17 protein-coding genes are annotated in these 26,525 nt (G+C 70.4%); 7 read left to right on the top strand and 10 right to left on the bottom strand.

All coding sequences use genetic code 11. The features are described from left to right. Positions 1-71 precede the first annotated feature (71 nt). Entirely contained in the window at positions 72-2,000 is a 1,929-nt protein-coding gene (locus G9272_RS06080; protein ID WP_171395568.1) for a helix-turn-helix domain-containing protein, read from the top strand. 63 nt (positions 2,001-2,063) lie between these two features. Here G9272_RS06080 and G9272_RS06075 read toward each other — a convergent pair whose 3' ends face one another. Together G9272_RS06075 and G9272_RS45890 are read right to left on the bottom strand one after the other, a co-directional pair. Further along, positions 2,064-3,473, bottom strand: a complete 1,410-nt coding sequence (locus G9272_RS06075) for an MFS transporter (protein WP_171395567.1) — start codon at positions 3,471-3,473, stop codon at positions 2,064-2,066. Continuing rightward, a complete protein-coding gene (locus G9272_RS45890) occupies positions 3,470-4,039 on the bottom strand; it encodes a carbon starvation CstA family protein (RefSeq protein WP_301272121.1) in 570 nt (189 codons plus the stop codon). Before G9272_RS45890 ends, G9272_RS06075 begins: the two co-directional genes overlap by 4 nt. Before the next feature lie 7 nt (positions 4,040-4,046). On the opposite strand from G9272_RS45890, the gene G9272_RS06065 reads away from it, so the two are divergent. Both G9272_RS06065 and G9272_RS06060 read left to right on the top strand, forming a co-directional pair. Next, on the top strand, positions 4,047-4,805 hold the full coding sequence (locus G9272_RS06065; RefSeq protein WP_171395566.1) for a thioesterase II family protein: 759 nt from the start codon (positions 4,047-4,049) through the stop codon (positions 4,803-4,805). Between the two features lie 1,356 nt (positions 4,806-6,161). After that, on the top strand, positions 6,162-8,951 hold the full coding sequence (locus G9272_RS06060) for a helix-turn-helix transcriptional regulator (RefSeq protein ID WP_171395565.1): 2,790 nt from the start codon (positions 6,162-6,164) through the stop codon (positions 8,949-8,951). Between the two features lie 56 nt (positions 8,952-9,007). Here G9272_RS06060 and G9272_RS06055 read toward each other — a convergent pair whose 3' ends face one another. The 8 genes from G9272_RS06055 to G9272_RS06020 all read right to left on the bottom strand — a co-directional run bounded on the left by G9272_RS06055 (position 9,008) and on the right by G9272_RS06020 (position 21,186). Continuing rightward, positions 9,008-11,107, bottom strand: a complete 2,100-nt coding sequence (locus G9272_RS06055; RefSeq protein WP_171395564.1) for an FAD-dependent oxidoreductase — start codon at positions 11,105-11,107, stop codon at positions 9,008-9,010. 37 nt (positions 11,108-11,144) lie between these two features. Continuing rightward, positions 11,145-11,987: an SDR family oxidoreductase gene (locus tag G9272_RS06050; protein WP_171395563.1), complete on the bottom strand. Its 843-nt coding sequence runs from the start codon at positions 11,985-11,987 to the stop codon at positions 11,145-11,147. Beyond that, positions 11,984-13,153 (bottom strand): acyl-CoA dehydrogenase family protein, encoded by a 1,170-nt coding sequence (locus G9272_RS06045; RefSeq protein ID WP_171395562.1) that lies wholly within the window; start codon positions 13,151-13,153, stop codon positions 11,984-11,986. The genes G9272_RS06050 and G9272_RS06045 overlap by 4 nt, the downstream gene beginning before the upstream one ends. Before the next feature lie 50 nt (positions 13,154-13,203). Continuing rightward, positions 13,204-16,221 (bottom strand): 3-phosphoshikimate 1-carboxyvinyltransferase, encoded by a 3,018-nt coding sequence (gene aroA, locus G9272_RS06040; RefSeq protein WP_171395561.1) that lies wholly within the window; start codon positions 16,219-16,221, stop codon positions 13,204-13,206. Between the two features lie 193 nt (positions 16,222-16,414). Further along, the gene (locus G9272_RS06035) at positions 16,415-17,716 is read right to left on the bottom strand and encodes a 3-deoxy-7-phosphoheptulonate synthase (protein WP_216377879.1); all 1,302 of its coding nucleotides are present in this window, start codon (positions 17,714-17,716) and stop codon (positions 16,415-16,417) included. A gap of 376 nt (positions 17,717-18,092) precedes the next feature. Then, positions 18,093-18,758 carry an HAD-IA family hydrolase gene (locus G9272_RS06030; RefSeq protein WP_171401868.1) on the bottom strand — a complete coding sequence of 222 codons (666 nt, stop codon included), beginning with the start codon at positions 18,756-18,758 and terminating at the stop codon, positions 18,093-18,095. A 137-nt stretch (positions 18,759-18,895) separates the two neighbouring features. Continuing rightward, a complete protein-coding gene (locus G9272_RS06025; protein WP_171395559.1) occupies positions 18,896-20,026 on the bottom strand; it encodes a Gfo/Idh/MocA family protein in 1,131 nt (376 codons plus the stop codon). Beyond that, positions 20,023-21,186, bottom strand: coding sequence for a DegT/DnrJ/EryC1/StrS family aminotransferase (locus tag G9272_RS06020; protein ID WP_171395558.1), 1,164 nt, complete (start codon positions 21,184-21,186; stop codon positions 20,023-20,025). The genes G9272_RS06025 and G9272_RS06020 overlap by 4 nt, the downstream gene beginning before the upstream one ends. Positions 21,187-21,538: 352 nt before the next feature. Here G9272_RS06020 and G9272_RS06015 point away from each other — a divergent pair, with 352 nt between their 5' ends. From G9272_RS06015 to G9272_RS06000, 4 genes are all read left to right on the top strand, one after another. Then, on the top strand, positions 21,539-21,976 hold the full coding sequence (locus tag G9272_RS06015) for a type II 3-dehydroquinate dehydratase (RefSeq protein WP_171395557.1): 438 nt from the start codon (positions 21,539-21,541) through the stop codon (positions 21,974-21,976). A gap of 97 nt (positions 21,977-22,073) precedes the next feature. Beyond that, positions 22,074-23,000: a GNAT family N-acetyltransferase gene (locus tag G9272_RS06010; RefSeq protein ID WP_171395556.1), complete on the top strand. Its 927-nt coding sequence runs from the start codon at positions 22,074-22,076 to the stop codon at positions 22,998-23,000. Between the two features lie 44 nt (positions 23,001-23,044). Continuing rightward, the gene (locus G9272_RS06005) at positions 23,045-25,579 is read left to right on the top strand and encodes an amino acid adenylation domain-containing protein (RefSeq protein WP_171395555.1); all 2,535 of its coding nucleotides are present in this window, start codon (positions 23,045-23,047) and stop codon (positions 25,577-25,579) included. A gap of 42 nt (positions 25,580-25,621) precedes the next feature. Next, positions 25,622-26,509 (top strand): ROK family protein, encoded by an 888-nt coding sequence (locus G9272_RS06000; protein ID WP_253267729.1) that lies wholly within the window; start codon positions 25,622-25,624, stop codon positions 26,507-26,509. Positions 26,510-26,525 lie beyond the last annotated feature (16 nt).

Below are 26,525 nucleotides of genomic sequence, written 5' to 3'. Positions count from 1 at the left end.
CTGCCCTCCCGCGTCGGCGGAGTTGTCCACAGGTCTGACGGGGCGGCCCGGCGATGAGGAATCCTGTGAGCATGTCCCGCGATCACCTGGAGGGCGCCACGGCAGCCCTCGGTCCCACCTACGACGCCGACGCGCCGTTCCTCGAGCTGCTCGCCCGGGGCGCGGCCGCCGAGGCGTACGACCGGCCCGTGCTGCTCGCCCGCGCCGAGGGAGGGTCCGGCGAGCGGATCGCGGCACTCGAACACGCCAAGCTGCTGGCGCTGCGGGTCCGCTCCGAGCTGGAGGGACGGCGCCGGCGGGAGGCCGAGCTGTCCGCCCTCTTCGAGACGGCCCACGACCTCGCGGGCCCACGCGACGTGGACGCCGTGCTCCAGGCGATCGTGCAACGAGCCCGCTCGCTGCTCGGCACCGACATCGCCTACCTCAGCCTGCACGACCCGGCCAGGGGCGACACGTACATGCGGGTCACCGAGGGTTCGGTCGCCGCCCGCTTCCAGCAGCTGCGCCTCGGGATGGGGGAGGGGCTCGGCGGCCTGGTCGCCCAGACGGCCCGTCCCTACGTCACCGACGACTACTTCCGCGACGACCGCTTCCGGCACACGACGACCATCGACGCGGGCGTACGCGACGAGGGACTGGTCGCGATCCTCGGGGTGCCGCTGATGCTGGGACCCCACGTCATCGGGGTGCTGTTCGCAGCCGACCGGCGCGCCCGGGTCTTCGAACGGGAGCAGATCGCCCTGCTCGGATCCTTCGCCGCGCTCGCCGCCGCCGCCATCGACACCGCCAACCTGCTCTCCGAGACGCGCTCGGCCCTGGCCGGCCTGGAGCGCGCCAACGAGATCATCCGGGACCGCAGCGCGGTCATCGAGCGCGCCTCCGACGTCCACGACCGGCTGGCCGAACTGGTCCTGCGCGGCGGCGGGGTCCACGACGTTGCCGCCGCGGTCTCCCAAGTGCTCGACGGCACCGTGGAGTTCCTGGAGACCGCACCGGCGACCGCCGTGGAGGCCTCCCGCGCGGAGGGCCACGCCGTACGCCATCAGCACGACTGGATCGCGGCGGTCGCGGCCGGCGGGGAACTGCTCGGCGCCCTGGTGCTGCGCGGCCACCCGGGCCTCGACCCGGTCGACCAGCGCACCCTGGAACGGGCCGCGATGGTCACCTCCCTGCTGCTCCTGGCCAGACGCTCCGCCGCCGAGGCCGAACAGCGCGTGCGCGGCGAGCTCCTCGACGACCTGCTCGAGGCCCGCGACCGTGACCCGCGGCTGCTGCGCGAGCGCGCCAACCGGCTGCACGCCGACCTCGACGCGACCCACGTCGTGCTCGCGGCCCGCCTCGACGCCGCCGCACCCGACGCCGACCAGGAGGCGGCCGCGCGCCGGCGCCTGTGGTCCGCCGCCTCCCACCTCGCCGCCACCCGGCACGGCCTGGCCGCCGCCCGCGACGGCGGCACCGTCCTGCTGCTGCCGCTCGAACACGGCGACACCGCGACGGAGTTGGCCCGCCGTACCGCGCTGCACCTCGGCACCGCCGTCCACGAAGCGGTCACCGTCGGCGCGTCCGCCCCGGTGCGGGGCCTCGCCGCCGATCCGGACACGGTGGTCACCGCGTACGCGGAGGGCCGCCGCTGTCTCGACGCCCTGCGGCTGCTGGGCCGTTCCGGCGACGGGGCGGCCGCCGAGGACTTCGGCTTCCTGGGGCTGCTCCTCGCCGGCGACCGGGACGTGGCGGGCTTCGTGGACCGCACCGTAGGCCGCGTCGTCGCCTACGACGAACGGCGCGGCACCGACCTGCTGCGCACCCTCGACGCGTACTTCGCCTCGGGTATGAGCCCGGCCCGCACCAAGGACGAACTCCACGTGCACGTCAACACGGTGGCCCAGCGACTCGAACGCGTCGGCCGCCTTCTGGGCGACGACTGGCAGAGTCCCGCCCGCGCACTGGAGATCCAACTTGCCCTGAGACTGCACCGGTTGGCGAATCAGGCACCACGCTGACGGGCCTCCGTACGCGCGCGGACGGCGTACGGAGGCGGCTGTGCGGCGGGCACGAGGACGGGATCAGACGGCGCGCGCGTCCGTGGCCGGGGTCTGCGGGTGCTCCGCGCCCACGCCGGGGTCGCCGTCGGCCAGGTCGTCGTCGGTCAGGTCACGGTGACGGGTCTCCTTGGCGACCCCCACGGCGACGACCGTCAACAGGGCCGCGGCGATGACGTAGAGGGCGATCGGGGTGGAGCTGTCGTAGTCGGCCAGCAGCGCGGTGGCGATCAGCGGCGCCGGCGCGCCCGCCGCGACCGAGGCGAACTGGGCGCCGATGGAAGCGCCGGAGTACCGCATCCGGGTCGCGAACATCTCGGAGAAGAAGGCGGCCTGGGGCGCGTACATCGCCCCGTGCAGCACGAGACCCACCGTCACGGCGAGGACGAGACTGCCGAAGGTGCCCGTGTCGACCAGCGAGAAGAACGGGAACATCCAGAGCCCGATCCCGACCGCGCCCAGCAGATACACCGGACGTCGCCCGACCCGGTCGGACAGCGCACCCCAGGCCGGGATCACCGCGAAGTGCACGGCGGAGGCGATGAGTACGGCGTTGAGCGCGGTCTGCTTGGAGACACCGGCCGAGGTGGTCGCGTACACGAGGATGAACGCGGTGATGACGTAGTAGGAGATGTTCTCCGCCATCCGCGCGCCCATCGCGACGAGCACGTCACGCCAGTGGTGCCGCAGCACCGACACCAGCGGCAGCTGCTCCGGCTCCGCCGACCGCACCGCCTTGCGGGCCTCGGCCTGCGCCAACGCCTGCCGGAACACAGGGGATTCATCGACAGACAGACGTATCCACAAACCGACGACCACCAGCACCCCGGAGAGCAGGAAGGGTATCCGCCAGCCCCAGGAGGCGAAGGCGGCGTCCGAGAGCAGGGCCGTGAGCAGGGACAGCACACCGGTCGCGAGCAACTGCCCCGCGGGCGCGCCCGTCTGCGGCCACGAGGCCCAGAAGCCGCGCCGCCGAGCGTCCCCGTGCTCGGACACCAGCAGAACGGCTCCGCCCCACTCACCGCCGAGCGCGAAACCCTGGATCAGCCGCAGCACGGTCAGCAGCACAGGGGCGGCGCTCCCGACGGTCGCATGCGTCGGCAGCAGCCCGATCGCGAAGGTCGCCCCGCCCATCAGCAGCAGACTCAGCACCAGCAGCTTCTTGCGCCCGAGCCGGTCCCCGTAGTGCCCGAAGACCAACGCGCCGAGCGGTCGCGCGGCGAAACCGACGGCGTAGGTCAGGAACGACAGGAGCGTGCCGACGAGCGGGTCGGAGTCCGGAAAGAACAGCTTGTTGAAGACGAGAGCGGCGGCCGAGCCGTAGAGGAAGAAGTCGTACCACTCGATGGTCGTGCCGATGAGACTGGCGGCGACGATGCGCTTGAGGCCGGCGGGGGTTCCCGGGGATGGGGGAGCGGTCGCGGGGGAGGTCATCGGCACCACTTCCAGGCGGTTGGCGGGGACGTGTTCGTGTCGCCATACCGTAGGAATCCGCAGGTCAGTGTCACATGTGGCGGGGCAACATAGTTCGGGCGTTGGTTATGCGCGTGGCCACTATGCCGACGCACGGAAAGGCGGCTCAGGGACTCGAAGGCGGTCGAAACGAGTGCCGTCCGGGACGCGCAGTTCGGGCTGACCGCGATGAGCGCCATGATCGCGACGAAGGACTCCATCAGCATCGCGCCGTAACCGACCAGCCGGTTTAAGGGGGTGCGTGATGCAAAGTAGGGGGCGTATGGGCTGGCAGGGCAGGGGTGTTGCGCCGTCCAATAGGTAGGTACGGCCGACCCTCTCCTGAATCTTCTGTGGGGGCAGGGTAGGTGAGGGCCGCAGAGCTCGCGGTTCCTGCGGTCTCGTGGGCAGGTTCCGCCGCGTCCGGCGTGGGCATACGGGGAGCCGGTGGGAGTCGGGGCCGCGGGGTGCGGAGTTCGGCCGTACGGCTTGCCTGGTCGGCGGAAGAGCCTGCGCAACCAACACGTGAACCAAAACCGAAGGGACACCCCGAGTATGGCGACGAACTCCGATAAGTGGATCAGGCGTTACCACCCCGCCCCGGACGCCCCGACGCGCCTGGTCTGCTTTCCGCACGCCGGTGGCTCAGCGTCGTTCTACCACCCCGTCTCACGTGCGCTGTCGCCCGAGATCGACGTGGTGGCGGTGCAGTATCCGGGACGCCAGGATCGCCGTACGGAACCCCTCGTGAGCAGCATCGAGGAACTGGCGAACCTCATCGTGATGGAGCTCGAGCCCTGGGCCGACCGACCGTTGACGTTCTTCGGGCACAGCATGGGCGCGTCGTTGGCCTATGAGGTGGCGCTGCGACTGGAAGCCAGAGGAACGACGTTGCTCGGTCTCTTCGCTTCCGGACGCCGCGCACCCTCGCGGTGGCGGGACGAGCGTGTGCACCTGGCCGGCGAGGAAGAGCTCCTCGCGGAACTGCGCAACCTCAGCGGCACGGGTCCGGCCGTCCTGGAGGACGAGGAGATCCTGCGGATGATTCTCCCCGCGGTGCGTAACGACTACCGCGCCGCGGAGACCTACCGCCCGGAGCCGGGACGGGTGGGCTGCCCCGTGGTGGTCATGTTCGGGAACGAAGACCCGAAGGTGACTGAGGAGGAGGCCCTCTCTTGGGCCGAACACACGACGAAGGAAGCCACTTTTCGCCTTTTCGACGGCGGGCACTTCTACCTCAATTCCCACGCACAGCAGGTTATTCAGGAGATCCGGCAGTTCGTCGCGGAATGCGGAGCGGTGGCAGCGAAGTGAAGCGCGCCAACTCGTCGGCAATGTTGGTGACTTGACTGTTGAACATCCCGACTGCGGGAGGGCGGCGATGGGCTGCGTTCGCGTTTTGGCGAGAACTTACGGCTTGTAAGTCCAGGATCGGTACTTCACCGCGAGTCCGACCGGCTGGGCGCAAACGGAACCGCCACGGGGGAAACGGTCCCGCGCTATTCGAGGTTCTCCGCGGTGGTGTGCTCACCACTGGTGATCCGCAACGTACACACGCCGCCCGTGCGCCGGTCGCGGCGCGCTTCGCTCGGCCGCCCGCAGCGAGAGTCCGCAAAGCTGAGAGTCAGACGGTGGGCGGCGGTCGCCCGTCCCAGTGCTGCGAGCGGTGGCCTGTCACACCGAGGCCTTCGGCGGGCCGGACCGGTAGGAAGCCGGCCGCCACAGCAAGCCTGCCCCGGTGGCGATACTTACCCGTCAGGGTGGGGCACTGAGAAATCGCCTTCGGGCTGAAGCCAGTTGACCTGGCCCCTCGCACGGCCGAGGGCGGATGGTGGCCATCAGTCGCGCTTCTCCCGCCTCGGCAGCCGGCAGACTCCGCATGCCTCCAGCACCGAACGGTTCCCCACTCCGGCCATGGCAGCTCCCCGCACCTCAACCAGTCACCGTCCTCCTGCCGAGCCCGCGGCGCCGTGGCGCGACATCCCGGACAGTCGGCGCCCTGGCCGGCCTCACCGCCGACGTCGCCTGAGCGGGTCCCGTCCGATGCGAACGGTCGCGAGCCGTGCCTTCACCCGGTCCACCGCCCCCGGCTCCCAGTCGCTCCTACCGCCGCCGCAACCCACCGAGAGTGTGCACGAGCATATCCGGCAAAGCGCCCGGGTCAGCTGAAAGCGGACTTCTGCTCCGAATGTCCGGATAGCGCGATCTGGGCCCTCGGTTTTCATGCAGAGTGGCCGTCGAAAGTGAACTCAAGTGACCTTAAACCTTATTCGTTGTTTATCTCGGTCGCGAGTCGGCGAGGTTGTACCCCGGGGGTCCGTGATGGAGGTCGTCGGTGCCATCGACTATGGCGGTGGGGGCATGTTCTCTGCCCCAAAGTTTTGCCCAATGGTCCCCTTCGGAATGGGTGTCGCCCGTGTGCCGCTGTCCGAAAGACTCCTGTCTGAAATACGACACCATGGAAATTGTTGTTGATCGGGTTAGCGTGGAACCTGGAACAGTGTGAACGGCTTTCAGGGAAGTTACATGAGCTTCTTATGTGATGTTCGCTCCTGCGGGGCGGAATGGCAGCGGTCCAACTGTGACGCAGGGGGAGGCGTGACTCGGGAGCTGCCGTCGGATTGCTCTTCGGTTGGTTCCGGTCCGCACGCGGCATCGGGAACCGCGCTGATGGAACGCGAGGAGCAGCTCGCGCGCGTCCGAGCCTGGTTGGCCTTCCCGCAGCCGGCGGCGGGGCAGGTGATCCTGCTGGAGGGGACCGTGGGAGCGGGCAAGACGGAGTTCCTGCGCGAGGTGGCGCAGTGCGCCCAGGCCGCCGAGGCCATCGTCCTGAATGCCGTCTGCTCCTCAGAGGAGCGGGATCTGCCCTTCGGGGCACTCAGTCAGCTGTTCGACAGCCCGGCGCTTCCCGTGGAACTGCGCAGACGCATCTCCCCGGTACTGCGCGGCCTCATGGGGTCGACCCGGGCCGAGAGCATGCACAAGGCCGTGGAGCGCAACAGGGCCGAGATCTTGTACGACCTCTTCCTGCCCGTCACGGAACTGGCTGCCACGACACCGGTCGTGGTGTGCCTGGATGACATCGACCACATGGACGTGGCGTCACAGCAGTCCCTGCTGTATCTGGTCCGGCGACTGAGCTCGGCACCGCTTCTGATGGTGCTCACCGAACTGGCCGAGTCGAGCGGGACCCACTCCCCGTTCCATGCCGAACTTCTGCGCCATGCCTCCGTCGTGTCCGTCCGGCTCGCACCGCTCTCTCCACAGGCCGTGCGCACGCTGATGGGGCGGCGTCTCGGAGCGGGAGCGGCCCGGGAGCTGAGTGACGCCTTCCTCGCCTACAGTGGTGGCAACCCGCGGCTGCTCGGCGCCCTGATCCACGACGAGCGGCTCGGCGGAGAGGTCCGGCAACAGGGCTACGGCCGCGCGCTGTTGAACTGCCTGCACCGTAGTCAGCCCGACATACTGCGGGTGGCTCGTGCCATGGCGGTCTACGGCGACGAGGCCTCGTCGGAGGAACTCGGAGTACTGGTCGACGCGGACACGGGCACCGTCGAGCGGGCGCTGCGCACCATGACCGAGGCCGGGCTGCTGAGAGACGGCCAGTTCCGGCACGTGGTGGCCGCGCGCACCGTGCTGGACGACCTGCCCGCCGCGGACCGCGTGCAACTGCACCTCCGGGCCGCGCGACTGCTCTACAACCAGGGTGCCGCGGTGGCCGACGCCGCCCATCACCTGGCCGAGGCCGGTCAGGTGCCGGAGCCCTGGGCGCTGCGCGTGCTGCTGGAGGCGTCTTCGGAGGCGCTGCTGCACGGTGCGGTGCAACGTGCTCTGCGGTACCTGAACTCGGCCCAGGGGGCATGTACGAACGAGAGGGACCGGTGGGCGATCCGGGCCAGGCTCGCTCAGGCCGAATGGCAGCTCAACCCTGCGGCATCGCTGCGGCACCTGATCGCGCTCACCGAGGCGGTCCGCAGCGACCAGCTGGATCCCCACGAGACGATGCTGCTCGTGCGACAACTGCTGTGGCTGCACCGTACACAGGAGGCCGCCGACATCCTTGCGCTGCTCCGCAAGCGGGCGGCGCGTCTGCCGTCCGCGGGAATCGCGCCCCCGCCCGGCACGCCGAAGCAGCCGGCTGAGCTGCACGACATGGAGGTGTGGCTGGCCTGTACGTATCCGCCGCTCGCGGGACGGGTGCAGAGCGGCCCCGTGACCACCGGCCCCGAGGGCGCGCCCGCCACCCGGGGCCGGGCGTTCTGGCTACAGTCGATCGGCGCGCTCTCCGGCGGCCTCGTCCGCAGGCGCAGTGGAGAAATGCAGGAGTGGGCCTCGCACGTCCTCGGTCAGCTCGACCTCAACCACAACGCCCCCTGGGCCGAGGAAGCGACCCTCCTCGCGTTGATGTCGCTGGTCTACAGCGGCCGGCTGAGCGATGCGGCCCATCGGTGCCGGAGCCTGGACGAGCGCCGAAACGGGCGTCCCTCCCCGATGTGGCAGGGCATCCTGGACGCCGCCGAGGCGGAGATCCGGCTGCGACAGGGCGATCTCAGGGAGGCGGTGAAACGCGGCGTGTCGGCCCTGGAGCATGTGTCCGTCCAGGGCTGGGGCACCGCAGCCGGCCTGCCTCTGGGCACCCTGATCCTGGCCCACACCCGCATGGGGGAGTTGGACGAGGCCACGGCGCTCGTGACCCGGGGCATCCCCGATGAGATGTTCCAGAGCCGGTACGGACTGCACTACCTGTATGCACGTGGGCACTACTACCTGGCCATGAACCGGACGCGCGCGGCGCTCGGAGACTTCCTCTCCTGTGGGGAACTCATGGGGAAGTGGGGCATGGACCTGCCCGGCATCGTGCCCTGGCGGACCAGCGCGGCCGAGGCGTGGTTGTTGCAGGGCAACCGCGACCAGGCCAAGCGCCTGGTGAAGGACCAGCTGGCCCTTCCCGGTCCGGAGGACACCGTGAGCCGGGCGCTCGCCCTGCGGCTGATGGCCGTGTTCAGTTCGCCGGGTCAGCGCCCGCGCCTGCTGAGCGAGGCCGCCGACACCCTGGAGGCGGACGGCTGCGCCTACGAACTGGCCAGGACGCTGTCCGACCTGGGCCGGGCCCACCACGCGCTGGGCAAGCACCGTCGGGCGCGGGTGATCATCCGCCGTGCCTGGAGAGTTGCACACCTGTGTCACGCGGAACCGCTGTGCAGGGAACTGCTGCCGGACACGAGCGGTGATGCGGGCCCGGCTCAGGACGAGGAGAGAGCGACGGCCGTCGCCTCGCTGACCAACTCCGAGCGCAGGATCGCCTCCATGGCGGTCATGGGGTACACCAATCGGGAGATCGCGGAGAAGCTGTTCATCACCCCCAGTACGGTCGAGCAGCATCTGACCCGGGTCTACCGCAAGCTGTCCGTCAAGAACCGCCAGAGTCTGCCGGGCTGTCTGCGCAGTGAATCCGGCTGACCCGCCCCGTCCGACGGTGCCGCGCCCCGCATCGGCCGAGGATTCCGGGTCCCGCACTACCCGCTCCGTCCCGACCTCCTCGACTCGGCCCGTTCAACGATGCGGTGGGCGGCGCGCAGTCCTTGCGCGGTGGCCCGTACGGCGTTGAGCGACCGGGCGTCGGCGGCACCACCGGCGGCCTCGAAGGGGACCCCGGCCCGGTGGAGCACGGCGGCCACCTCCCGTCGGCTTTCCTGGCCGGTGGCGAGGACGACATGGTCGGCGGCGACCAACCGCCGTTCTCCTCCTGTCTCGACGACGACCACACCGTCCCGGGTGATCTCCTCGTACGTGACGTCGGTGAGCAGGCGTACTCCGCGAGCGCGCAGTTCTTCCATGACCACCCACCGGGTGGACGGGCCGATTCCGGTGCCGATCCTGCCGCTGCGCCGCATCACGGTGAGCTGACGGGAACCACCGGCCGGGGCAGCGGTGGTCCGTGACATGGGGACGGCTTCCGGCGGTGCGGTCATGGCGCGGGAGGCGAGGAACTCCTCCGGGGTCAGGGCGGGGGAGGAGCCACTGGTGAGGAGGTGCGCCAGGTCGATCGCGATTCCGCCGCCGCCGATGATGGCGACGCGCGGACCGAGGGCGCCGGGGTCGGCGAACGCCCGGGCGTAGTCGAGGACATGCGGCAGGTCGATGCCGGGAAGGTCCGGCCGGTGCGGGCGGACCCCGGTGGCGAGGACCACTCCGTCCATGGTGCGCAGGACGGGCACGTCCCGCGCACCGATACGGTGCCCCAGGTACACGGGCACGTTCAGATGGTCGAGTTCCTGCTCGCGCTGCCGTACGGTCGCGGCGAAGTCCGCCTTGCCCGGCACCAGGGCGGCCAGCCGGAACTGGCCGCCGGGCTCGTCGGCCGCCTCGTAGACCTCGACCTCGTGCCCGAGTCTCGCCAGGGTGCGGGCCGCCTCCAGTCCCGCGAGCCCCGCGCCGATCACGGCGTATCTGCCCCGGGGCGCGGGAGACGGCCGGGCCGGGAACTCACGCTCGTGGCCCGCCCGGGGATTGACCAGGCAGGACACCCGCTCGGTGCCGAAGGACCGGTCGATGCATGCCTCGTTGCAGGCGAGGCAGAGGTCCACCGATGTGCTCGACCCGGTACGGGACTTGTCGACGATGGCCGGGTCCGCGAGGAACGGGCGGGCCATGGCCACCAGATCGACGTCGCCCCCGGCCAGTACCTCCTCGGCCTGCGCGAGCCGGTTGAAGCGGTTGGAGGCGATGACGGGCACCGTGCCGTGACCCGCCGCCCGCAGTGCCCGCTTGACCCGCTGGGCGTACACGGCCCAGGTGCCCGCCGGTACCTGTGCCTGCACGGTCGGCACCGGGGACTCGTGCCAGCCGACGCCCACGGCGAGCGCGTCGGCGCCGGCTCCGGCGAGCTCCACGGCGAGCGCGGCCGTCTCCTCCCACGGGGTGCCGTCGTCCACGAGGTCGGCACCCGACATCCGGAAGAGCACCGGGAAGCCCGGTCCCACCGCGGCCCGTACGGCCCGCAGGACCTCGACGGGGAAGCGCCGGCGCCGCCCGGCGTCACCGCCCCAGGCGTCATCGCGCCGGTTGGTGAGGGGTGCGGTGAACTGATTGATCAGATACCCCTCGGAACCCATCACCTCGACGGCGTCGAAACCCAGCTCGTACGCCCCTTCCGCCCCCCGGGCGAAGGCGGCGACGGTGCCGGTGATCTGCTCCTCCGTCATCGTTCGTGGAACGGTGCGGGAGAACCGGCTGTACACGGGGGACGGCGCGAGGGGGGCGGCACCGTCCGCCCCGGGGGTACCGGGCAGCGCGTACCGCCCGGCGTGGAAGAGCTGGAGGGCGATGAGACCCCCGGCGTCGTGCACCGCGCGGGCGGCCAGGCGCAGCGCCGACCGGTGCTTCTCGTCGTCGAGCACGCCGTAACCGGGGCCGCCGGAACCCGCCGGATCCACCGCGGAGCCGCCCGTGACGATCAGGCCGGCGCCGCCCCGCACCCGTTCCGTGTAGAACGCGGCCAGGGCCGCGCCACCGTCGTCCAGGGTCTCCAGGTTCAGGTGCATGGCACCCATGACGATGCGGTGCGGCACTGTCAGGCCACCGATCACGCAGGGCCTGAAGACCTGGTCCAACACCTGCCATCCCTCTTCTCGGTCGTTTCGGTCGTTCCGTTCAGGCGTCGCGCGTCGGCCGGGGCGGCAGCGCCAGCGCCTCACCCGCGTCCGCGAAGAACGGGGGCGCGACGACGCTGAGCCCGCCGTCGACCACGAGGGTCTGCCCGGTGATGTAGCCCGCCCCCTCGCCGAGGAGGAAGGCGATGGTGTCGGCCATCTCCCGTACGGTGCCGGGACGGCGCGCGGGGATGCGGTCGAGGACGCCCTGCATGGGCGGCATGCCCTCCACGTTGTAGAAGAACTCCAGCGAATCGGAGTCGATCAGGCCGCCGTTTACCCCGTTGACGTTGATGCCGTAGGGCGCGAACTCCACCGCCATGTACCGCACCCACGACTCGATGGCGGCCTTCATGCCGCCCAGCATCGCGTAGGTGGGGTAGGCGCGGATGGAACCGTAGGAGGACAGTGCGACGATCCGCCCGCCGTTGTCCATCAGCTTCACGGCCTGCTGCGCCCCCAGGACGAACGGCCGCAGGTTCATCGCGTACGAGCGGTCCAGGTGGTGCGGGCCGATATCGACGATGCTCTTGAACGCGCTCGCCGCGGCGTTGGAGACGAAGTGGTCGAGCCGCCCGCAGCGCTGCGCCACCTCGTCGAACAGCGTAGTGACGCCCTCGGTGGTCTCGACGTCCGCCTGGACCGCGAAGCCCTGACCACCGGCCTCCTCGACCTCGGCGACGGTCTTCTGAGCCAGGTCGGCGTTCTTCTTGTAGTTGACGACCACGGTGCCACCGCGTTCGGCGAGGGTGAGGGCCAGAGCGCGGCCGATGCCGCGTGAGGCCCCGGTGATCAGCGAGACCTGCTGGCGGTCGGGTGTCTGCTGGTGGTGCGAGCCGTTCATCGGATCGTTCCCTCTCCGTCCCGGGACGTCGTGCGCTGGAGCAACTCGCGGAAGACGACGGCCTTCTGCACCTCGTTGGTGCCTTCCTCGAAGCGCTGGGCACGCGCGTCGCGGTACACCCGCTCGATCTTCTGCGACTTCCAGTAACCGAGCCCGCCGTGCACCTGGAGCGCCTTGTCGGTGACGTTCGTCAGCATCGTCACCGCGTGCATCTTCGCCATCGACGACTGCATGGACGCGTCGTCCGCTCCCTCCTCGAAGCGGCGCGCCGCGTGCAGGACCAGTTGCCGTGCGGCCTCGATGTCCGCCGCGTTCTCGGCGATCATGAACTGGATGGCCTGGCGCTGGGTGAGCGTCTTGCCGAAGGTCACACGGTTGCGGGCGTACTCGACGGCCAACTGCTGGGCGCGCTGCGCGAGCCCTACGCAGCTCATCGCCACGGAGATCCGGGACGGGGTGAGGAAGCCGCCGAGGAACACCTCCAGGCCCTGGCCCTCCGCACCGAGCCGGTGGTCGACCGGCACCGGGGTGCGGTCGAAGGCCAAAGACGCATGGTCGGTACCCGTGACGCCCATGGTGTTGGAAGTGTCCTCGACCGTGACGCCCGGGGCATCACGCGGCACCAGCAGGGCCACCGTGCCCTCGTGCCCGGTGCTGCCCTCGACCCGGGCGGCCAGCAGGTAGTAGTCGCAGCGCACCCCAAAGGTGATCAGGTGCTTGCGTCCTGAGAGGTAGTACGTGTCGCCCTCGCGCACCACCGACGTGGTGATGTCCGCGCCGGTGCCGTTGCCCGGTTCGGTGAGGGCGAAGGCGATCTTGATCTCACCGGTGACGGAGGGAACGACGAAGCGCTTGCGCTGCTCGTCGTCGGCGTGGCCGTCCATCGATCGCCAGATGCCGTTGACCACGTGCACGATCATGCGTACGGATCCGTGCGAGCGGGAGAAGACCTCCATCAGCTCCATCCAGCGCGCGAAGCCCAGACCCCGGCCGCCGTACTCCTCGGGAGCGGCTATCCGCAGGAACCCCAGGCCGTTCAGCTCGGCCCACAGCTCCTCGGGCACCTGGCCGGTCTCCTCGATGTGTTCGGCCCAGCGTTCGCCGGGCCCCTCCACCCACTGTTCGACCTGGGTACGCAGCTCGTGGAACTGCTGCTCGTCCGTCATGTGCCACCTCTGTCCTTGTTCCGTCGTTCCGGTCCGCTGTTCGTCGCGGGTCAGCCGGCGTCCTCGTCGTGGGGCCGCAAACCACGGGCCAGCGCCCGCAGTTCGAACTTCTGCACCTTGCCGATGGGGTTGCGTGGCAGGGCGTCGATCGGCTCCAGACGCTCCGGCCAGTACTGTTTGGCCACCTCGTGTCCGTCGAGGTGACGCCGCATATCCTCGAAGGTCAGCTCCGTACCGCCAGCCGGGACCACGAAGGCGCAGGCGCGCTCGCCGAGACGCTCGTCCGGCATGGCCACCACCGCGACGTCGTCCACCGCGGGGTGTCCGAACAGCAGTTGCTCGATCTCCGCGACGGGTATCTTCTCGCCGCCGCGGTTGATCACGTCCTTGACCCGCCCGGTGATCCGCAGGAAGCCATCGGTGTCGATCGTCGCCAGATCGCCCGTGCGGTACCAGCCGTCCTCCGCGAACGCCTGGGACGTCAGGTCGGGACGCTCGAGGTAACCCTCGAAGACCGTGGGGGAACGCAGCTCGAAGTTGCCCTCCTTGCCCGCGGGCAGCACCACCCCTTCGTCGTCGGTGATCCGCAGTTCGATGCCGTCCAGCGCGCGGCCGTCGGAACCCCAGCGCTGCCGGGGCTCGTCGCCGGGTGACGACAACGCGCCCAGGCAGGTCTCAGTGGTGCCGAAGGCCCCGCACACGTCGGTGCCCAGCACCCGCCCGGCCCGCTCCGCCAGACCACGCGGCACCATGGCTCCCGTCGCCACGAAGATCCGCAGGTACTGCGGAGTTTCGCCGCTCTCCTCCACGGCTTTCACCAGGTCGGACAGGAACGGCGTCGCCGCCTGCACGAACGTCGCCCGGTGGTCGTTGAGTGACTGCAGTGCTCGCTTGGCGTCCCACTCGGGCTGCAGGATCTGCGGCACGCCCAGTACCAGGGCGAGCACCATGCCGTACAGGAAGCCCGTCTGGTGCGCGAGCGGCGACGGCACCCAGATCGTGTCCTGCTTGCCGAGCCCGAGGTGCCCGATCTCCATCGCGGCGGCCCTGACCAGGTTGCGCGTGGGCTGGGTGACCCCCTTCGGTTCGCTGGTGGTGCCCGAGGTGAAGAGCAGCTGCGCCGTCATCTCCGGTGTCGGTGCGAGGGCGTCGAGCACCACGCGGTCGACCGCCGTCGCCGACAGCGCCTGCTCCCAGTCGTGCACGGTCGTCCCGCCCGTGGGGGACTCGGGCAGCTGAGCGGAGCCGCCTGCGGTGGCCAGGACCACCACGTGATCCAAATCCAGGTCCGAGCCGTCCTCGGCGACCAGGTCCAGCACCTCCTCGGCGGGCAGGCGCGAGCGGTGCCGGTCCGCCACGACCAGCACCCGTGCCTTGGAGCGCCGCAGGACGAAACCGAGCTCGCGCTTGCGGAAGAACGGGATGACCGGGCAGCACACGGCCCCGATGCGCAGGGCCGCCAGCGACAGCACCACGAACTCGATACGGTTCGGCAGTTGGTACGCCACGTTCTCGCCCGGCCGTACCCCGAGCCGCAGCAGCAGTGCCGCCGCACGGTCCACCTGCTCGGCCAGCTCGCTCCAGGTGATCATCTCGTCGCGGTCGGAGCGCACGTCCACGACGGCCGTGTCCTGTGGCCGGGCCTCGGCCCTTCGGCGCAGCCACTGCGGCAGCGTGACCCGCGAGGCGGCCTCGGGGCCGAAGGCCTCCGGCGTCGTCACGGGGACACCGGCGCCCGCGTCGTCACCGGCGGGGCCCGCCGGGCCGTCCTCCACCGACATGGGCACAGTGAGCGTGTTCATCGCGTCGAGGAACGTCGGGTACGAGATGCGGTACGCGTTCGGATAGGTCAGCGTCGAATGCCCCCGTGCCCGCGACGACGCCACCGCGAGCGACATCAGGATGCGGTGGTCGTTGAACGAGGACAGCTTGGCCGCGGTCAGGCCGTCCACGCCCCGTACCCGCAGCACGTCGTCCGCCAGTGCCAGACGGCCGCCCATGGAGTTGAGCTGGAGCATGGCGGCGGCGCGGTCGGACTCCTTGAGCCGGGTGTGCGCGATGTTGCGGAACACCGACTCGCCGTGCGCGAACGTGGCGAGGGTCGACAGGATCGGCAGCATGTCGGGGATGTCGCGGCAGTCGACGTCGACCGCGGTGAGCCGCGGCGTGTCCTGCCGGATGCGGAGACCGCCGGCCGCCTCGTCGATCTCCATCGGTACGCCCATGGAGCGTGCGACGTCGAGGAAGTGGAACTCGGGGTGATCGGCCGGGCTGCCCTCCAGCGTGGTGATCCCGCGCAGCAGCACATCACTGGGGTGCAGTGCTGCGGTCGCGATGCCGAACGCGGCCGAGCCGATGTCCGGCGGCAGCGTCAGCTCGACGCTGCGCGCCTGCTGGCCGGGCTCGATGTCGAAGCGCCGCCAGTCCTCGGAGACGGTCACCTCGAGGCCGAACTGCCGCATCATCGCCACGGTCAGTTCCAGGTAGGGGCGTTCGTTGAGTTCGCCCTCCACCTCGATGGTGGTGTGCCGCGTCGCGAACGGGGCCAACAGGATCAGGCCCGAGACCCACTGGGACAGGGTGCCCGCGATAGTGACGTGGCCGCCCGTGGGTCTGCGGCCCAATACATGGATGGGCGGGCAGTCGTCGGCCGACTCCAGCTGGACACCCATCTGTTCGAGGGCGCGCAGCAGGGGGCCGACCGGGCGTCGCCTGAAGTACTTCTGCCCGGTCACCGACACGGCGCGGTCCGACAGTGAGGCCAGACCGATCATGAAGTACAGCGTCGTGCCGGAGCTGCCGGCGGAGATCGCCTCCCGGCGGGGCCTGTACCGCCCGCCGAGTCCATGCACCACGAAGGTGTCACCGTCCCTGGCGATCTGCACACCGAGGTCGCGCAGCAGTCGCACGGTGTACTCGACGTGACGGGCGTCGGACAGCCCGTGGACGCGGCTGACGCCGTCGGCGAGCGAGGCGAGGATCAGCGCACGGTGCGCGTGGTATTTCGAGTTAGGGACGAGAATTTCACCGGTGACCCGGTGCTGAATTCCGTTGACGAGAAGGTGCATGAGTCCTACTACTCCCTGACTGTGGGGTGGTGGCCGAGACAGGACAGGAAAACGGTCCGAATCCTCACGGCACACCGACACCGAAGCATCAAGCGCACGCACACAGAAAAATCGGACGCCGACCTCGTAGGGTCAGAAGTTCGAAATGGGGAATATGTTCAACCCACTCGGTGGAACATTCCGGGAACCCGCCCTACGTCTGGTTGATCCGCAATGCGGAGTGGTTCCGGGTCTCGAACTCCTGATAATCCGGCGCGGAAGGCAGTGACCGGCTGCCCGGGATTGCCTGCGCTTCCTGGACCACCCGTGACCCGTCTCCGGGTGCGGCGGTCCGGACGTCCGCGTCGGACCAGGCGGAGACCAGCGAAACGGCCTGTTCCGGATTGAGCCGGGGGTCGCACAGGCTGGTACGCCGGACGGCCTTCCCCTCGTACACGGAGAGGTCCGCGGCACATTCGAGGACGTCGTCTGGGGTGGTCTCCAGGTGCAGTCCGCCCGCCGTGCCGCCGACGCCGGTCACGGCCCGGAGGAATCCCCGGACCTCCCGTGCCATGGTCTCCAGCAGGCGGGTCTTGTGCCCGTCCGGGCCGACGACGGTGTTCCCGTGCATGGGGTCGCTGAGCCAGATCACCGGGTGGCCGGCAACCCGGACCGCCTCCACGAGCGCGGGCAGCCGGTCGGTGACTCTCTCGGCGCCGATGCGTGCGATGAGGGTGAGCCGGCCCGGTTCCCGCAGCGGATCGAGCCGTTCGCACAGGACGGTGATCTCCTCCACGGTGGTGGTCGGGCCGACCTTCACGGCGACCGGGTTGACGATGCCGGCCAAGAGGTCCAGGTGAGCGCCGTCCGGCTGACGGGTCCGCTCACCGATCCACGGCCAGTGGGTGGAGCCGAGCCAGCGGCGCCCGTCACCCAGTTCACGGATCAGGGGCACCTCGTAGTCGAGGACGAGCGCCTCGTGGCTCGTCCACATCCGGGGTTCGATCAGGGGCTGGTGACCCACCGCGCGGCCGCGCCAGCCCAGGTGCTCCATGACATCGCTGGCCGTCATGTACGAGGTCAGCAGGCGCAGCGGATCGTGCCGCCGGCTTTCCGGGTCGCGCTCCGGGCCGTTGACCATGTGGCCCCGGTAGACCGGCAGTTCCAGGTCCCCGATCCGTTCGAGCGGCCTGGACCGCGGCTTGGCGAACTGGCCCGCGATGCGTCCGACCCGCACGACCGGCTTGTGGGTGGTCATCTTCAGCGTCGCGGCGAGCAGGTCGAGCACCGCGGACTTGCGCGACACGTACTCGGCGTCGCACTCGTCCGGGTTCTCGGCGCAGTCCCCGGCCTGCACCACCAGGGCCTCGCCCCGGGCCACCTGGGCCAGCAGCGTCCGCAACACGCGCACGTCCTCCGCCTTGACCAGCGGCGGACGTGCGGCCAGTACCTCCCGGATGCGCCGGACCTGTGACGGGTCGTCCCACTCGGGTTGTTGCAGGGCCGGCTTACGCATGTCGGTCACGCCTTTTCCCACGTCGGGTCTCCGGTGAAATATCGGTCGAGATATGACTGCGATCATTGGAGGATGCTTCTCGAAGACCCTTCGACAGCCTCCGGTGGGCGCCGTAGAAGGTGGGGAACGGGCTGTGGATCCCACAGCCAGGTGAGTGCCACCGGTTTTCCTCCATCGGATTCTCCAAACGGTGGTCCTCGGCGTCTGGAACCACCGCGTCAGGACAGTCCGATCGGGATGTCGGCCCCGTGAATGTTCCTGTCCAAGCTTTCCATCCATGGGCCCCCGTCCCAATCCCCTGGGGATCCCCTACCTCCCCCTAATTGACGCCCATGAGCTGGGCGGCCCCCGATGACGCGGAGCATGTCGCCCAGGATCAGGGCGTGCGGGATCTGCCAACGCACACCTCGAGCAGTTCCGAGGGGGAGCGCAGCACGACATCGGGGCCTTCCGCGAGAAGGGTCTCCTCGTCGGTCTCGCCCCACAGAGCGGCTATGGCGGCGACGCCGGCGCCCCGCGCGCTGGCGAGGTCGGTGACCGCGTCGCCGACCATGACCGTCCGTGAGGGGTCGCAGCCGAGCACGCCCAGTGCCTTGAGCACGATGTCGGGGGCAGGCTTGGGGCGTTCCACCTCGTCGGAGCCGATCACGACAGTGAACAGCTTCAGCAGCCCGAGTTGTTCGAGGAGCGAACGGGCCCGTGGTCCGCTCTTGCCGGTGGCGACGGCGAGCCCGACATCGCGGGCCCGCAGTTCCCTGAGCATCTCCGGTACGCCGTCGAAGACCGGGACGAGGTGAGCGAGCCGGTAGCTCTCACGGACGAACGGCGCCTCCATCTCCAGCGGCAGCCCCATGATCCGCATGATGTCGGGGAAGTAGCGGCCCAGATGGCGCTCGTACTCCTCGAACGGGGGCTCGCCGTCCCCGACCACCTCGGCGTAGGCGGTGGTGAACGCCTGGCGCATCACGGCGAAGCTGTTGACGAGCACCCCGTCGAGATCGAAGACGACCGCGGCTATCGGCTGCGCCCCCTTGTCACACATGTCGGGGGTGGCGGGACCTTGGCTGGTTCCAAGACTGGTCATGGTGCTGTGGTGTTCTCCTTCGTGGGGCGGCGGCTTCGGGTGTGTGACCGCTGCCGCCGTGGTGCGGGCCCCGGCCGAACCGGTGGTCGTGCCGGTCACGCCCGGTGCGACCTGGGGCTCTCCTGCGCGGCGCGGGCCGAGGAGTAGATCCGCTCGATGGCGCCGATGGTGCGGCGCGCCTCCTCGATGGCCCGCCGTGGACCGGCCGGGTCCCGCAGCTGGCCGAGCAGCTCGTCGAGCTGGCGGTCGTACTCCGTGCCGACAGGCTCTTCGGGCACGGGGATGTCGCGGGTCCGGCCGTCGTCGGTGCGGGTCAGTTCCGGGTGCGCCAGGCGGTTGGGGCTGAAGCCGAACGTGCACCGCAGGGTCGCACTGCCCGCGCTGCCTTCGATCCGGACGCGGGTGATGTCCCGCTCCTCGTGCGAGGCCCAACTCGCGTGCAGCGACAGTGAGACACCGTCGTCGGTGACGAGGAACGCGCGGGCGGTGTCCTCGACGTCTATGAAGCCGACGTCGGCCCGCTTGCTCTCCTGGCCATCCTCGGCCTTCCCGGCGCGCCAGGAGACTCGTGCGGTGTCCCTCGCGATGAAGTCGCCCGAGACCGCGCCGGTGACCTGCGTGAAGTTGGCGGAGCCCAGCAGGGGCGCGGCGATGTCGAACAGATGCCAGCCGAGGTCCACCAGCGCCCCGCCGCCCGACAGCCGACGCCGGGTGAACCAGCCGCCCGCGTCCGGCACACCCCGGGCACGCACCCAGGACAGCTCGATGTGACGGATCGTGCCCAGGTCGCCGGCGTTCGCGAGCAGGGCCCGGACGTCGGCGCGGTGGCGGGCGGCGCTGCCCGCCAGGAGCCGTGCACCGCCGACGCGTTCGGCTTCGGCCAGCTGCTCCGCCTCCGCCGACGTCAGGCACACCGGCTTCTCGAGGAATACCGGGATGCCCTTGAGGAGCAGGCCGCCGGCGATCTCGCAGTGCAGGTGGTTGGGGACGGCCACGATGGCCAGGTCCACCTGTGCGGGGTCCGAGTCGTGCACGGCCGCCAGGACCGGCGTGTCCGGGAACTCCGCGGTGACGGCCGCGCGCGAGGCCGGGTCGGGGTCGACCGCCGCGCTCACGGTGAAGTCGGGATGGCGACGCAGCCGCGGCAGCCAGATGGAGCGAGCCGCCCAGCCGAGCCCCACCACAGCGGTGCGGATCGGCCGGCCGTCGTGGTTCGCCGCGGTCATGAGCCGAGGACGTCGGCCAGGACGGCGGCGACCTCGTGCATCTGCTGCTCGGTGCCGAGCAGTGTCCGGTGGTGCAGCCACAGGCAGTCGGATGTCAGTGCCTCGGAGTTGGGGCAGCGGCGGGCCAGTTCGTCCACCGACAGGTCCGGCGCGCCCATCTCCCAGAAGGCGTCCGTGCGATAGACCGAGCGGAACGCCACGAACGCGGGGACACCTCGCTCGATGAGCGTGTCGACCACCTGTGCGCGCCGCTCCTCGGTGATGCCGGGAACTCGGAACATGGCCATGTAGTGCGGGTTGCGGTCGGCCCGGGGGTCCAGCCGCTGCGGCAGCACGCCGGGGATCTCGGCGAGCAGCGAGGACAGCAGCGGCCATCGTTCCTCACGCGTCCGGATCTGCCCGTCCAGGCGCGCGAGCTGGGCGCGCAGCACCGAGGCGGAGAACTCGTTCAGCCGGAAGTTGGAGCCCGAGGTGCGGTGGAAGTAGCCGCGGTCGTCGCGGGGGCGTCCGCAGCTGTGCCGGACGAAGGCGCGTTCCGCCATCTCGGCGGTCGGGAACAGCACCGCACCGCCCTCGCCCGCCGTCATCAACTTGCCGTTCTGGAAGGAGAACGCAGCGACCGAGCCCAGCTCACCGACCCTCCGGCCGTTCCAGGTGGCGCCCTGGGCGTGTGCCGCGTCCTGGATCAGCGGCACACCGGATTCGGCGGCGACCTTGTCGAGGGAGTCCATGTCGGCGAACTGGCCGGCCATGTGCACGGGCATGATGGCGCGGGTCTTCGCGGTGACGGCCTTGGCGGCCTCGGCCGGATCGATGCAGTACGTCTCCGGGTCCACGTCCACCGGCACCACGACCGCGCCGAGGCGCTGAGCGGCCTGGGACGAGGAGATGAAGGTGAAGGCCGGCACGATCACCTCGGTGCCGGGACCGACACCCATGACCTCCAGAGCCAGTTCGAGGGCGTGCGTGCCGTTCGTGACGGCCAGTGCGTGCTCGCTCCCGTGGTACTCGGCGAACTCCCGCTCGAAGGCATCGACCTCGCCACCGCCCATGCGCCACCACTGCCCCTGCTCCAGCGCACGTATGAGGCCGGTCCGCTCCGCGTCGTCGTACTGCGGCCACGCCGGAAGGTCTGAGCCCAGTCGCACACCACTGCTCATGCTGTTCCTTGCTCCTTCGGTATACGCGCATGCGAATACTGCCGCAGCGAATGCCACGGAGGTCACGACACGGAACCCCCCTCACGAGCCGGGTGTTCACACGGACGCCGGCGCCGGAACACGACCTCGGCGCGGTCCGGGCGCCCGGCCGGGCAGATCGGCAGTAGCCCCCGGCGGGGTCGGTCATCGCAATTAGCACGCTAGCCCAGGGGTTGGCGAGGCGTCATTCCCCTGGTGACCCCCCTATGTTCCCCCTTGTGATTGCGGGCATACCGAGGAGCGGTGTTTACCTGTCAACGGCCGTGCTACAAAAAGCACTTCCCGGTGGTTCCGTACAGACAAAGGGTGCGCATTGAGCAGGCTTCTGTTGGTGAACGGGCCGAATCTCGGCATACTCGGGAGCCGTCAGCCCGAGATCTACGGAACGGACACGCTCGCCGATATCGAAGGATGGGTCGCCGAAGAAGTGGCGGAACGCGGCTGGAAAGTGGAAGCGTTCCAGCACGACGGTGAGGCGGAGATGATCCGCACCATCCAGGGCAACTACGACTCCGTCGGCGCGATCGTCAATCCCGCCGCCCTGATGATGGCCGGCTGGGGACTGAGGGACGCGCTGGCCAACTATCCGCGCCCGTGGATCGAGGTCCACCTCTCCAATGTCTGGGCCCGCGAGCAGTTCCGGCACGAGTCGGTGACCGGACCGCTCGCCACCGGAGTGATCTTCGGACTGGGCGCCACGGGCTATCGGCTCGCCGCCCGCGCGTTGCTGGAGAAGGTCACCGACCGCTGACGCGGTGCCACTGGCCGTGACAGACCCCCTGTTTCCCGTGCGGCCGCGCCCGCGCGACTTCGCCACGGACACGACTGAAAGCCGAGGACACGACACCATGCCCCAAGTACAGACGGCGGAATCAGTGCTGGCCGCCCACCGCGACCGGCTGCGCCCCGTCGACCGGATGATTCCGGAGGCCGATGCGCTGCCGGAGCCCGGCGAAGGCGACGAGCTGCTGGAGGTCGACGGGGCGCAGGGCCTGCTGACGCACACCCGTGTCGACGCCGACGCGCTGGAGGCGGTGCTCGGCCCGCTGGACCGCTGGGAGCTGACCCCCCGGGTCTCCGGGCCCGACGAGATGGCCGCTCTGCTCACGCGCTGGCAGCAGTACATGCAAAGCCACCCGGAACGCCCCGGTGCGGACTCCATGGCCGCCGTCGAGTGGCCCAGCCGCGACGTGGCCATGACCCGGGTCCTGCGTGCCTTCGGATTCGTTCCCGAGTTCGTGATGATCGGCCGGGTCAAGGGCACCGGCCTGGTGCCCGAGTCGGGCCGGGTCCACGTGCGGCGGGCCACCCCGGAGGACAGCGAGGCGGTGTTCGAACTTCAGATGGTGGAGACCCGGTTCGACGCCGCCGTCAGCGGCGCCGTCGAGCGCGCCACCACCGAGGCACTGCTGCGCGAGGAGATCACCGCGTCGTTCAAGCGCGACGAACCGCTGATCTGGGTCGCCGAGTACGAGGGCGGGATCGTGGGCATGCACCGGGGCGAGGATCCCTCCGAGCCGCAGCAGGCGTGGCTCGCGACGAAGATCGTCGCCACCCCCGTCGCGCATCTGGTCTGCCAGGCCGTCAAGGAGGGCTACCGCGGCCTGGGTATCGGCACCTCCCTCGCCAACCACGTCCACGCCGAGCTGGATGCCATGGGCATCGGCGCGTCGGTCGGCTACCACGCGATGTTCAACCCGATCTCCACGCCGTTCTGGCACCGCCACGGCTGGCGGCCGTACTGGAACCGCTGGATGCGCACCCCGGCCGTCTGAGCGGCACCGCGGCGAGAATCCGTACGAGCCCTGTGGAGGGGAACATGCTGGTGAACGCGCTGGAGGAGCGGGCCGACTCCGTTCCGGACCTCACGGCCCTCGAATGCGAGGGCGTGGAGCTCACATACCGGGAGGCGCACGAGCAGGCCAACCGGCTCGCCCGCCACCTGGTCGCCCGGGGTGTGGGGCCCGACCGCGTCGTCGCGGTGATGCTGCCACGTTCAACGGACCTGCTGGTGGCACTGCTGGCGGTGCTGAAGGCGGGCGGAGCCTACCTGGCGTTGGACCCGGAACACCCCGCCGAGCGCGTGGCCTTCCAGGTCCGCGACGCCGCTCCGGTCGCCCTGCTGACGTCGACCCGCATCGACGCCGACCGCACCGACGTGGGTGTTCCCCGCGTCGTGCTGGACGACCCCGCGACGGCCGCGACCCTCGCCGAACTGCCCGCCGGACATCTGACGGACGCCGAACGGGCCGCCCCGCCGCGGCCCGAGGACCTCGCGTACGTCATCTACACCTCGGGCTCCACCGGCACTCCCAAGGGCGTCGAGATCCCCGTGCGTGCCCTGCACAACCTGCTGGAGGCGATGCGGGAGCGGCTGGCCATGGGACCTGGTGACCGCATGCTGTCGGTCACCACCGCCACCTTCGACATGTCGGTGCCCGAGCTGTTCCTGCCGTACTACACCGGTGCCCGCGCGGTCATCGCGCCACGTGCCACCGGGCAGGACCCTCAGGCGCTGGGCGACCTGATCGTCCGCGGGGAGATCGGCACCGCCCAGGCCACCCCCACTCACTGGAACATGCTGGCCACCGTCAGCCCCGAGGCGCTGCGCGGCCTGCGCATCCTCATCGGCGGCGAGGCGCTGTCGGAGAAGCTGGCGGCGGCGCTGCTCGACCTCGGTGCCGAGGTCGTCCAGTGGTACGGGCCCACGGAGACCACCGTGTGGTCCACGGTCCACCCGGTCACCGGTCCCGAGGACGCCGCCGTCATCGGCAAGCCGCTGCGCAACACCCGGCTGTACGTCCTCGACGAGGAACTGGTGCCCGTCGAAGCCGGCACCGAGGGTGAGCTGTTCATCGCCGGCGCGGGAGTGGCCCGCGGCTACCTCAACCGGCCGGAGCTGACCGCCGAGCGCTTCCTGCCCGACCGTTTCGGTGACGGCAGCGCCCTGATGTACCGCACGGGCGATGTGGTGCGGCTGCGCCCGGACGGCGACCTGGAGTACGTCGGCCGTGCCGACCACCAGGTGAAGCTGCATGGCTTCCGGATGGAACTCGGCGAGATCGAGGCCGTCCTGGAGCGGTCCGGGGACATCGACCAGGCGGCCGCGACGGTCCGCGAGGACCGGCCCGGCGACCGCCGCCTCGTGGCCTACGTGACAGCCGCCCCCGGCCGTGTGCCCGACACCAAGGAGCTGCGGAAATTCGTGGCGGACACACTGCCCCTGTACATGGTGCCGTCCGCCGTGGTGGCCCTGGAGGAGTTCCCGCTCACCCCCAACGGCAAGCTCGACCGCAAGGCGCTGCCGGCCCCGGTCGTCGCGCAGACGGCGATGGTGGAGACGCACCTCACGCAGTCGGAACTGCTCCTCAGCCGGCTCTTCGCCGAGGTGCTCGGTGTGGAGCAGGTCGGACCACGCGACAGCTTCTTCGACCTCGGCGGCTCCTCGGTGCTCGCGGCACGGCTGCTGGCCCGGGTGCGCTCCGAGATGCAATTGGAGCTGTCGATCCGGTTGCTGGTGGAGGCCCCGACGCCGGCCGAGCTGTCCCGGCGGCTGACGGGTGAGGAGCCGCAGGACTCCTTCGACGTACTGCTGCCGCTGATGACCAAGGGCTCGGCACGTCCGCTGTTCTGCATGCGTCACCTCGGCGGCACCGCCTGGTGCTACGGAGTGCTCGCCCAGCATTTCAGCCTGGAGTACCCCCTCTACGGCCTCCAGTCGCACACCTTCCAGGAGTTGGACACCCCCGTCGACAGCATCGCGGCCATGGCGGCGGACTACGCGGACCGCATCAGCGGCGTGCAGCCCGAGGGCCCGTACCGCATTCTCGGCTGGTCCTTCGGAGGCATCCTCGCCCACGCCGTCGCCGCCGAGTTCCAAGAACGCGGTGAGGAGATCGAGTTCCTCGGCGTGTTCAACACCAACCCGCACATCACGGACAAGGAAGACCGTGACGAGCAGGGCCTGATCGAACTGATCCTGCTGATCAACGGCAAGGACCTCGCCGAATACGAGCGCCCGCTCACGTACGAGGACGTCGCCGAGTTCGCCGACATGGCGACGAACTACGCCTGGCGCGGCAGGAAGAGCGCGGCCGAGACCTTCGTCGAGACCATGCTGACCGACCTCGGCGCCTGGAAGGCCCACACGCCCGAGAAGTACAGCGGCGCCATGCACCTGTTCGCGGCCGATCCCAGCCCGGTGGCCGAAGCGGCCTCCAGCGAGGCCTGGGCGCCGTACGTCGCGGGCGAGATCGTGCGACACGAACTGGGCTGCGGCCACGAGGAGATGCTCAGCAGCCCCCGCGTGCTCCGCCAGGTCGCGGAGATCGTCACCGACCACCTCAGGGACTGACCCGGCCGGGAGGCAGCCATCCCCTACCACCTGGGCATCGACGTGGGCGGCACGAAGGTCGCCCTGCGTGCGGAGCACACGGACGGCACCGTGCGCGAGGCCGGCTTCCGGTGGCCGCGGGCCCCCGACGGGCCCGTGCACGCGGCGGCGGACCTGGACCTGCTCGCCCGGCAGATCCGGGAGCTGTGCGCCGTCGCCCCGGACGAGTGGGCGGGCGTCGGCGTGGCGATGCCCGCCACCCTGGACGCGGCGGGCGTCGTCACCGCCTGGCCCAACCGCCCGGGCTGGACCGGCCTCGACCTCGGCGGCGCGCTGCGCGAGGTCTTCGGCACCGCCGAGGTGGTCTGCGCCGACGACGGCGACCTCGCCGCGCTCGCCGAGGCACAAGCGGCCGGCCGTCCCGACCTGCTGTATCTCGGAGTCGGCACCGGTGTAGGCGGCGGGATCGTCCACGGCGGCAGACTGCTGCCCGGCCCCTCGCGGGGCTCCTGCGAGATCGGCCACCTGATCGTGGACCGGTCCGGGGAACTGTGCGACTGCGGGCGCCGCGGCTGTGTGCAGTCCGTGGCCTCGGGCCCCGCCGTACTGCGCCGGGCGGCCCGCGCCCGCGGCACCGAGGTGACCTTCCCCGAGCTGGTGAAGGCGCTCGCCGACGGCACGTCCTGGGCGGCCGACGCCGTACGCGAGGGCTGTGCGGCGCTGGCCGCGGCGGCTGTCGGGGTGGGCGAACTGCTTCGCCCCGCAGTCGTCGTGGTCGGTGGCGGATTCGCCGACGCCCTGCCCGGCTTCACCGAAACGGTCGGGGCGGAGACGGCGCGACTGGCCCGCCCCGGTTTCCCACCGCCGTCCGTGGAGCCCGCCCGGCTCGGTGGACTCTCCTCACTGCACGGGGCGGTCCTGCTGGCCAAGGGCCGTCCACCGGAGAACTGAGACCGGGCGGATCACG

The organism is Streptomyces asoensis (genome assembly GCF_013085465.1).
Classification (GTDB): domain Bacteria; phylum Actinomycetota; class Actinomycetes; order Streptomycetales; family Streptomycetaceae; genus Streptomyces; species Streptomyces cacaoi_A.
The sequence above is the reverse complement of the archived record's forward strand: the minus strand, read 5'-3'. Positions and strand labels throughout refer to the sequence as shown.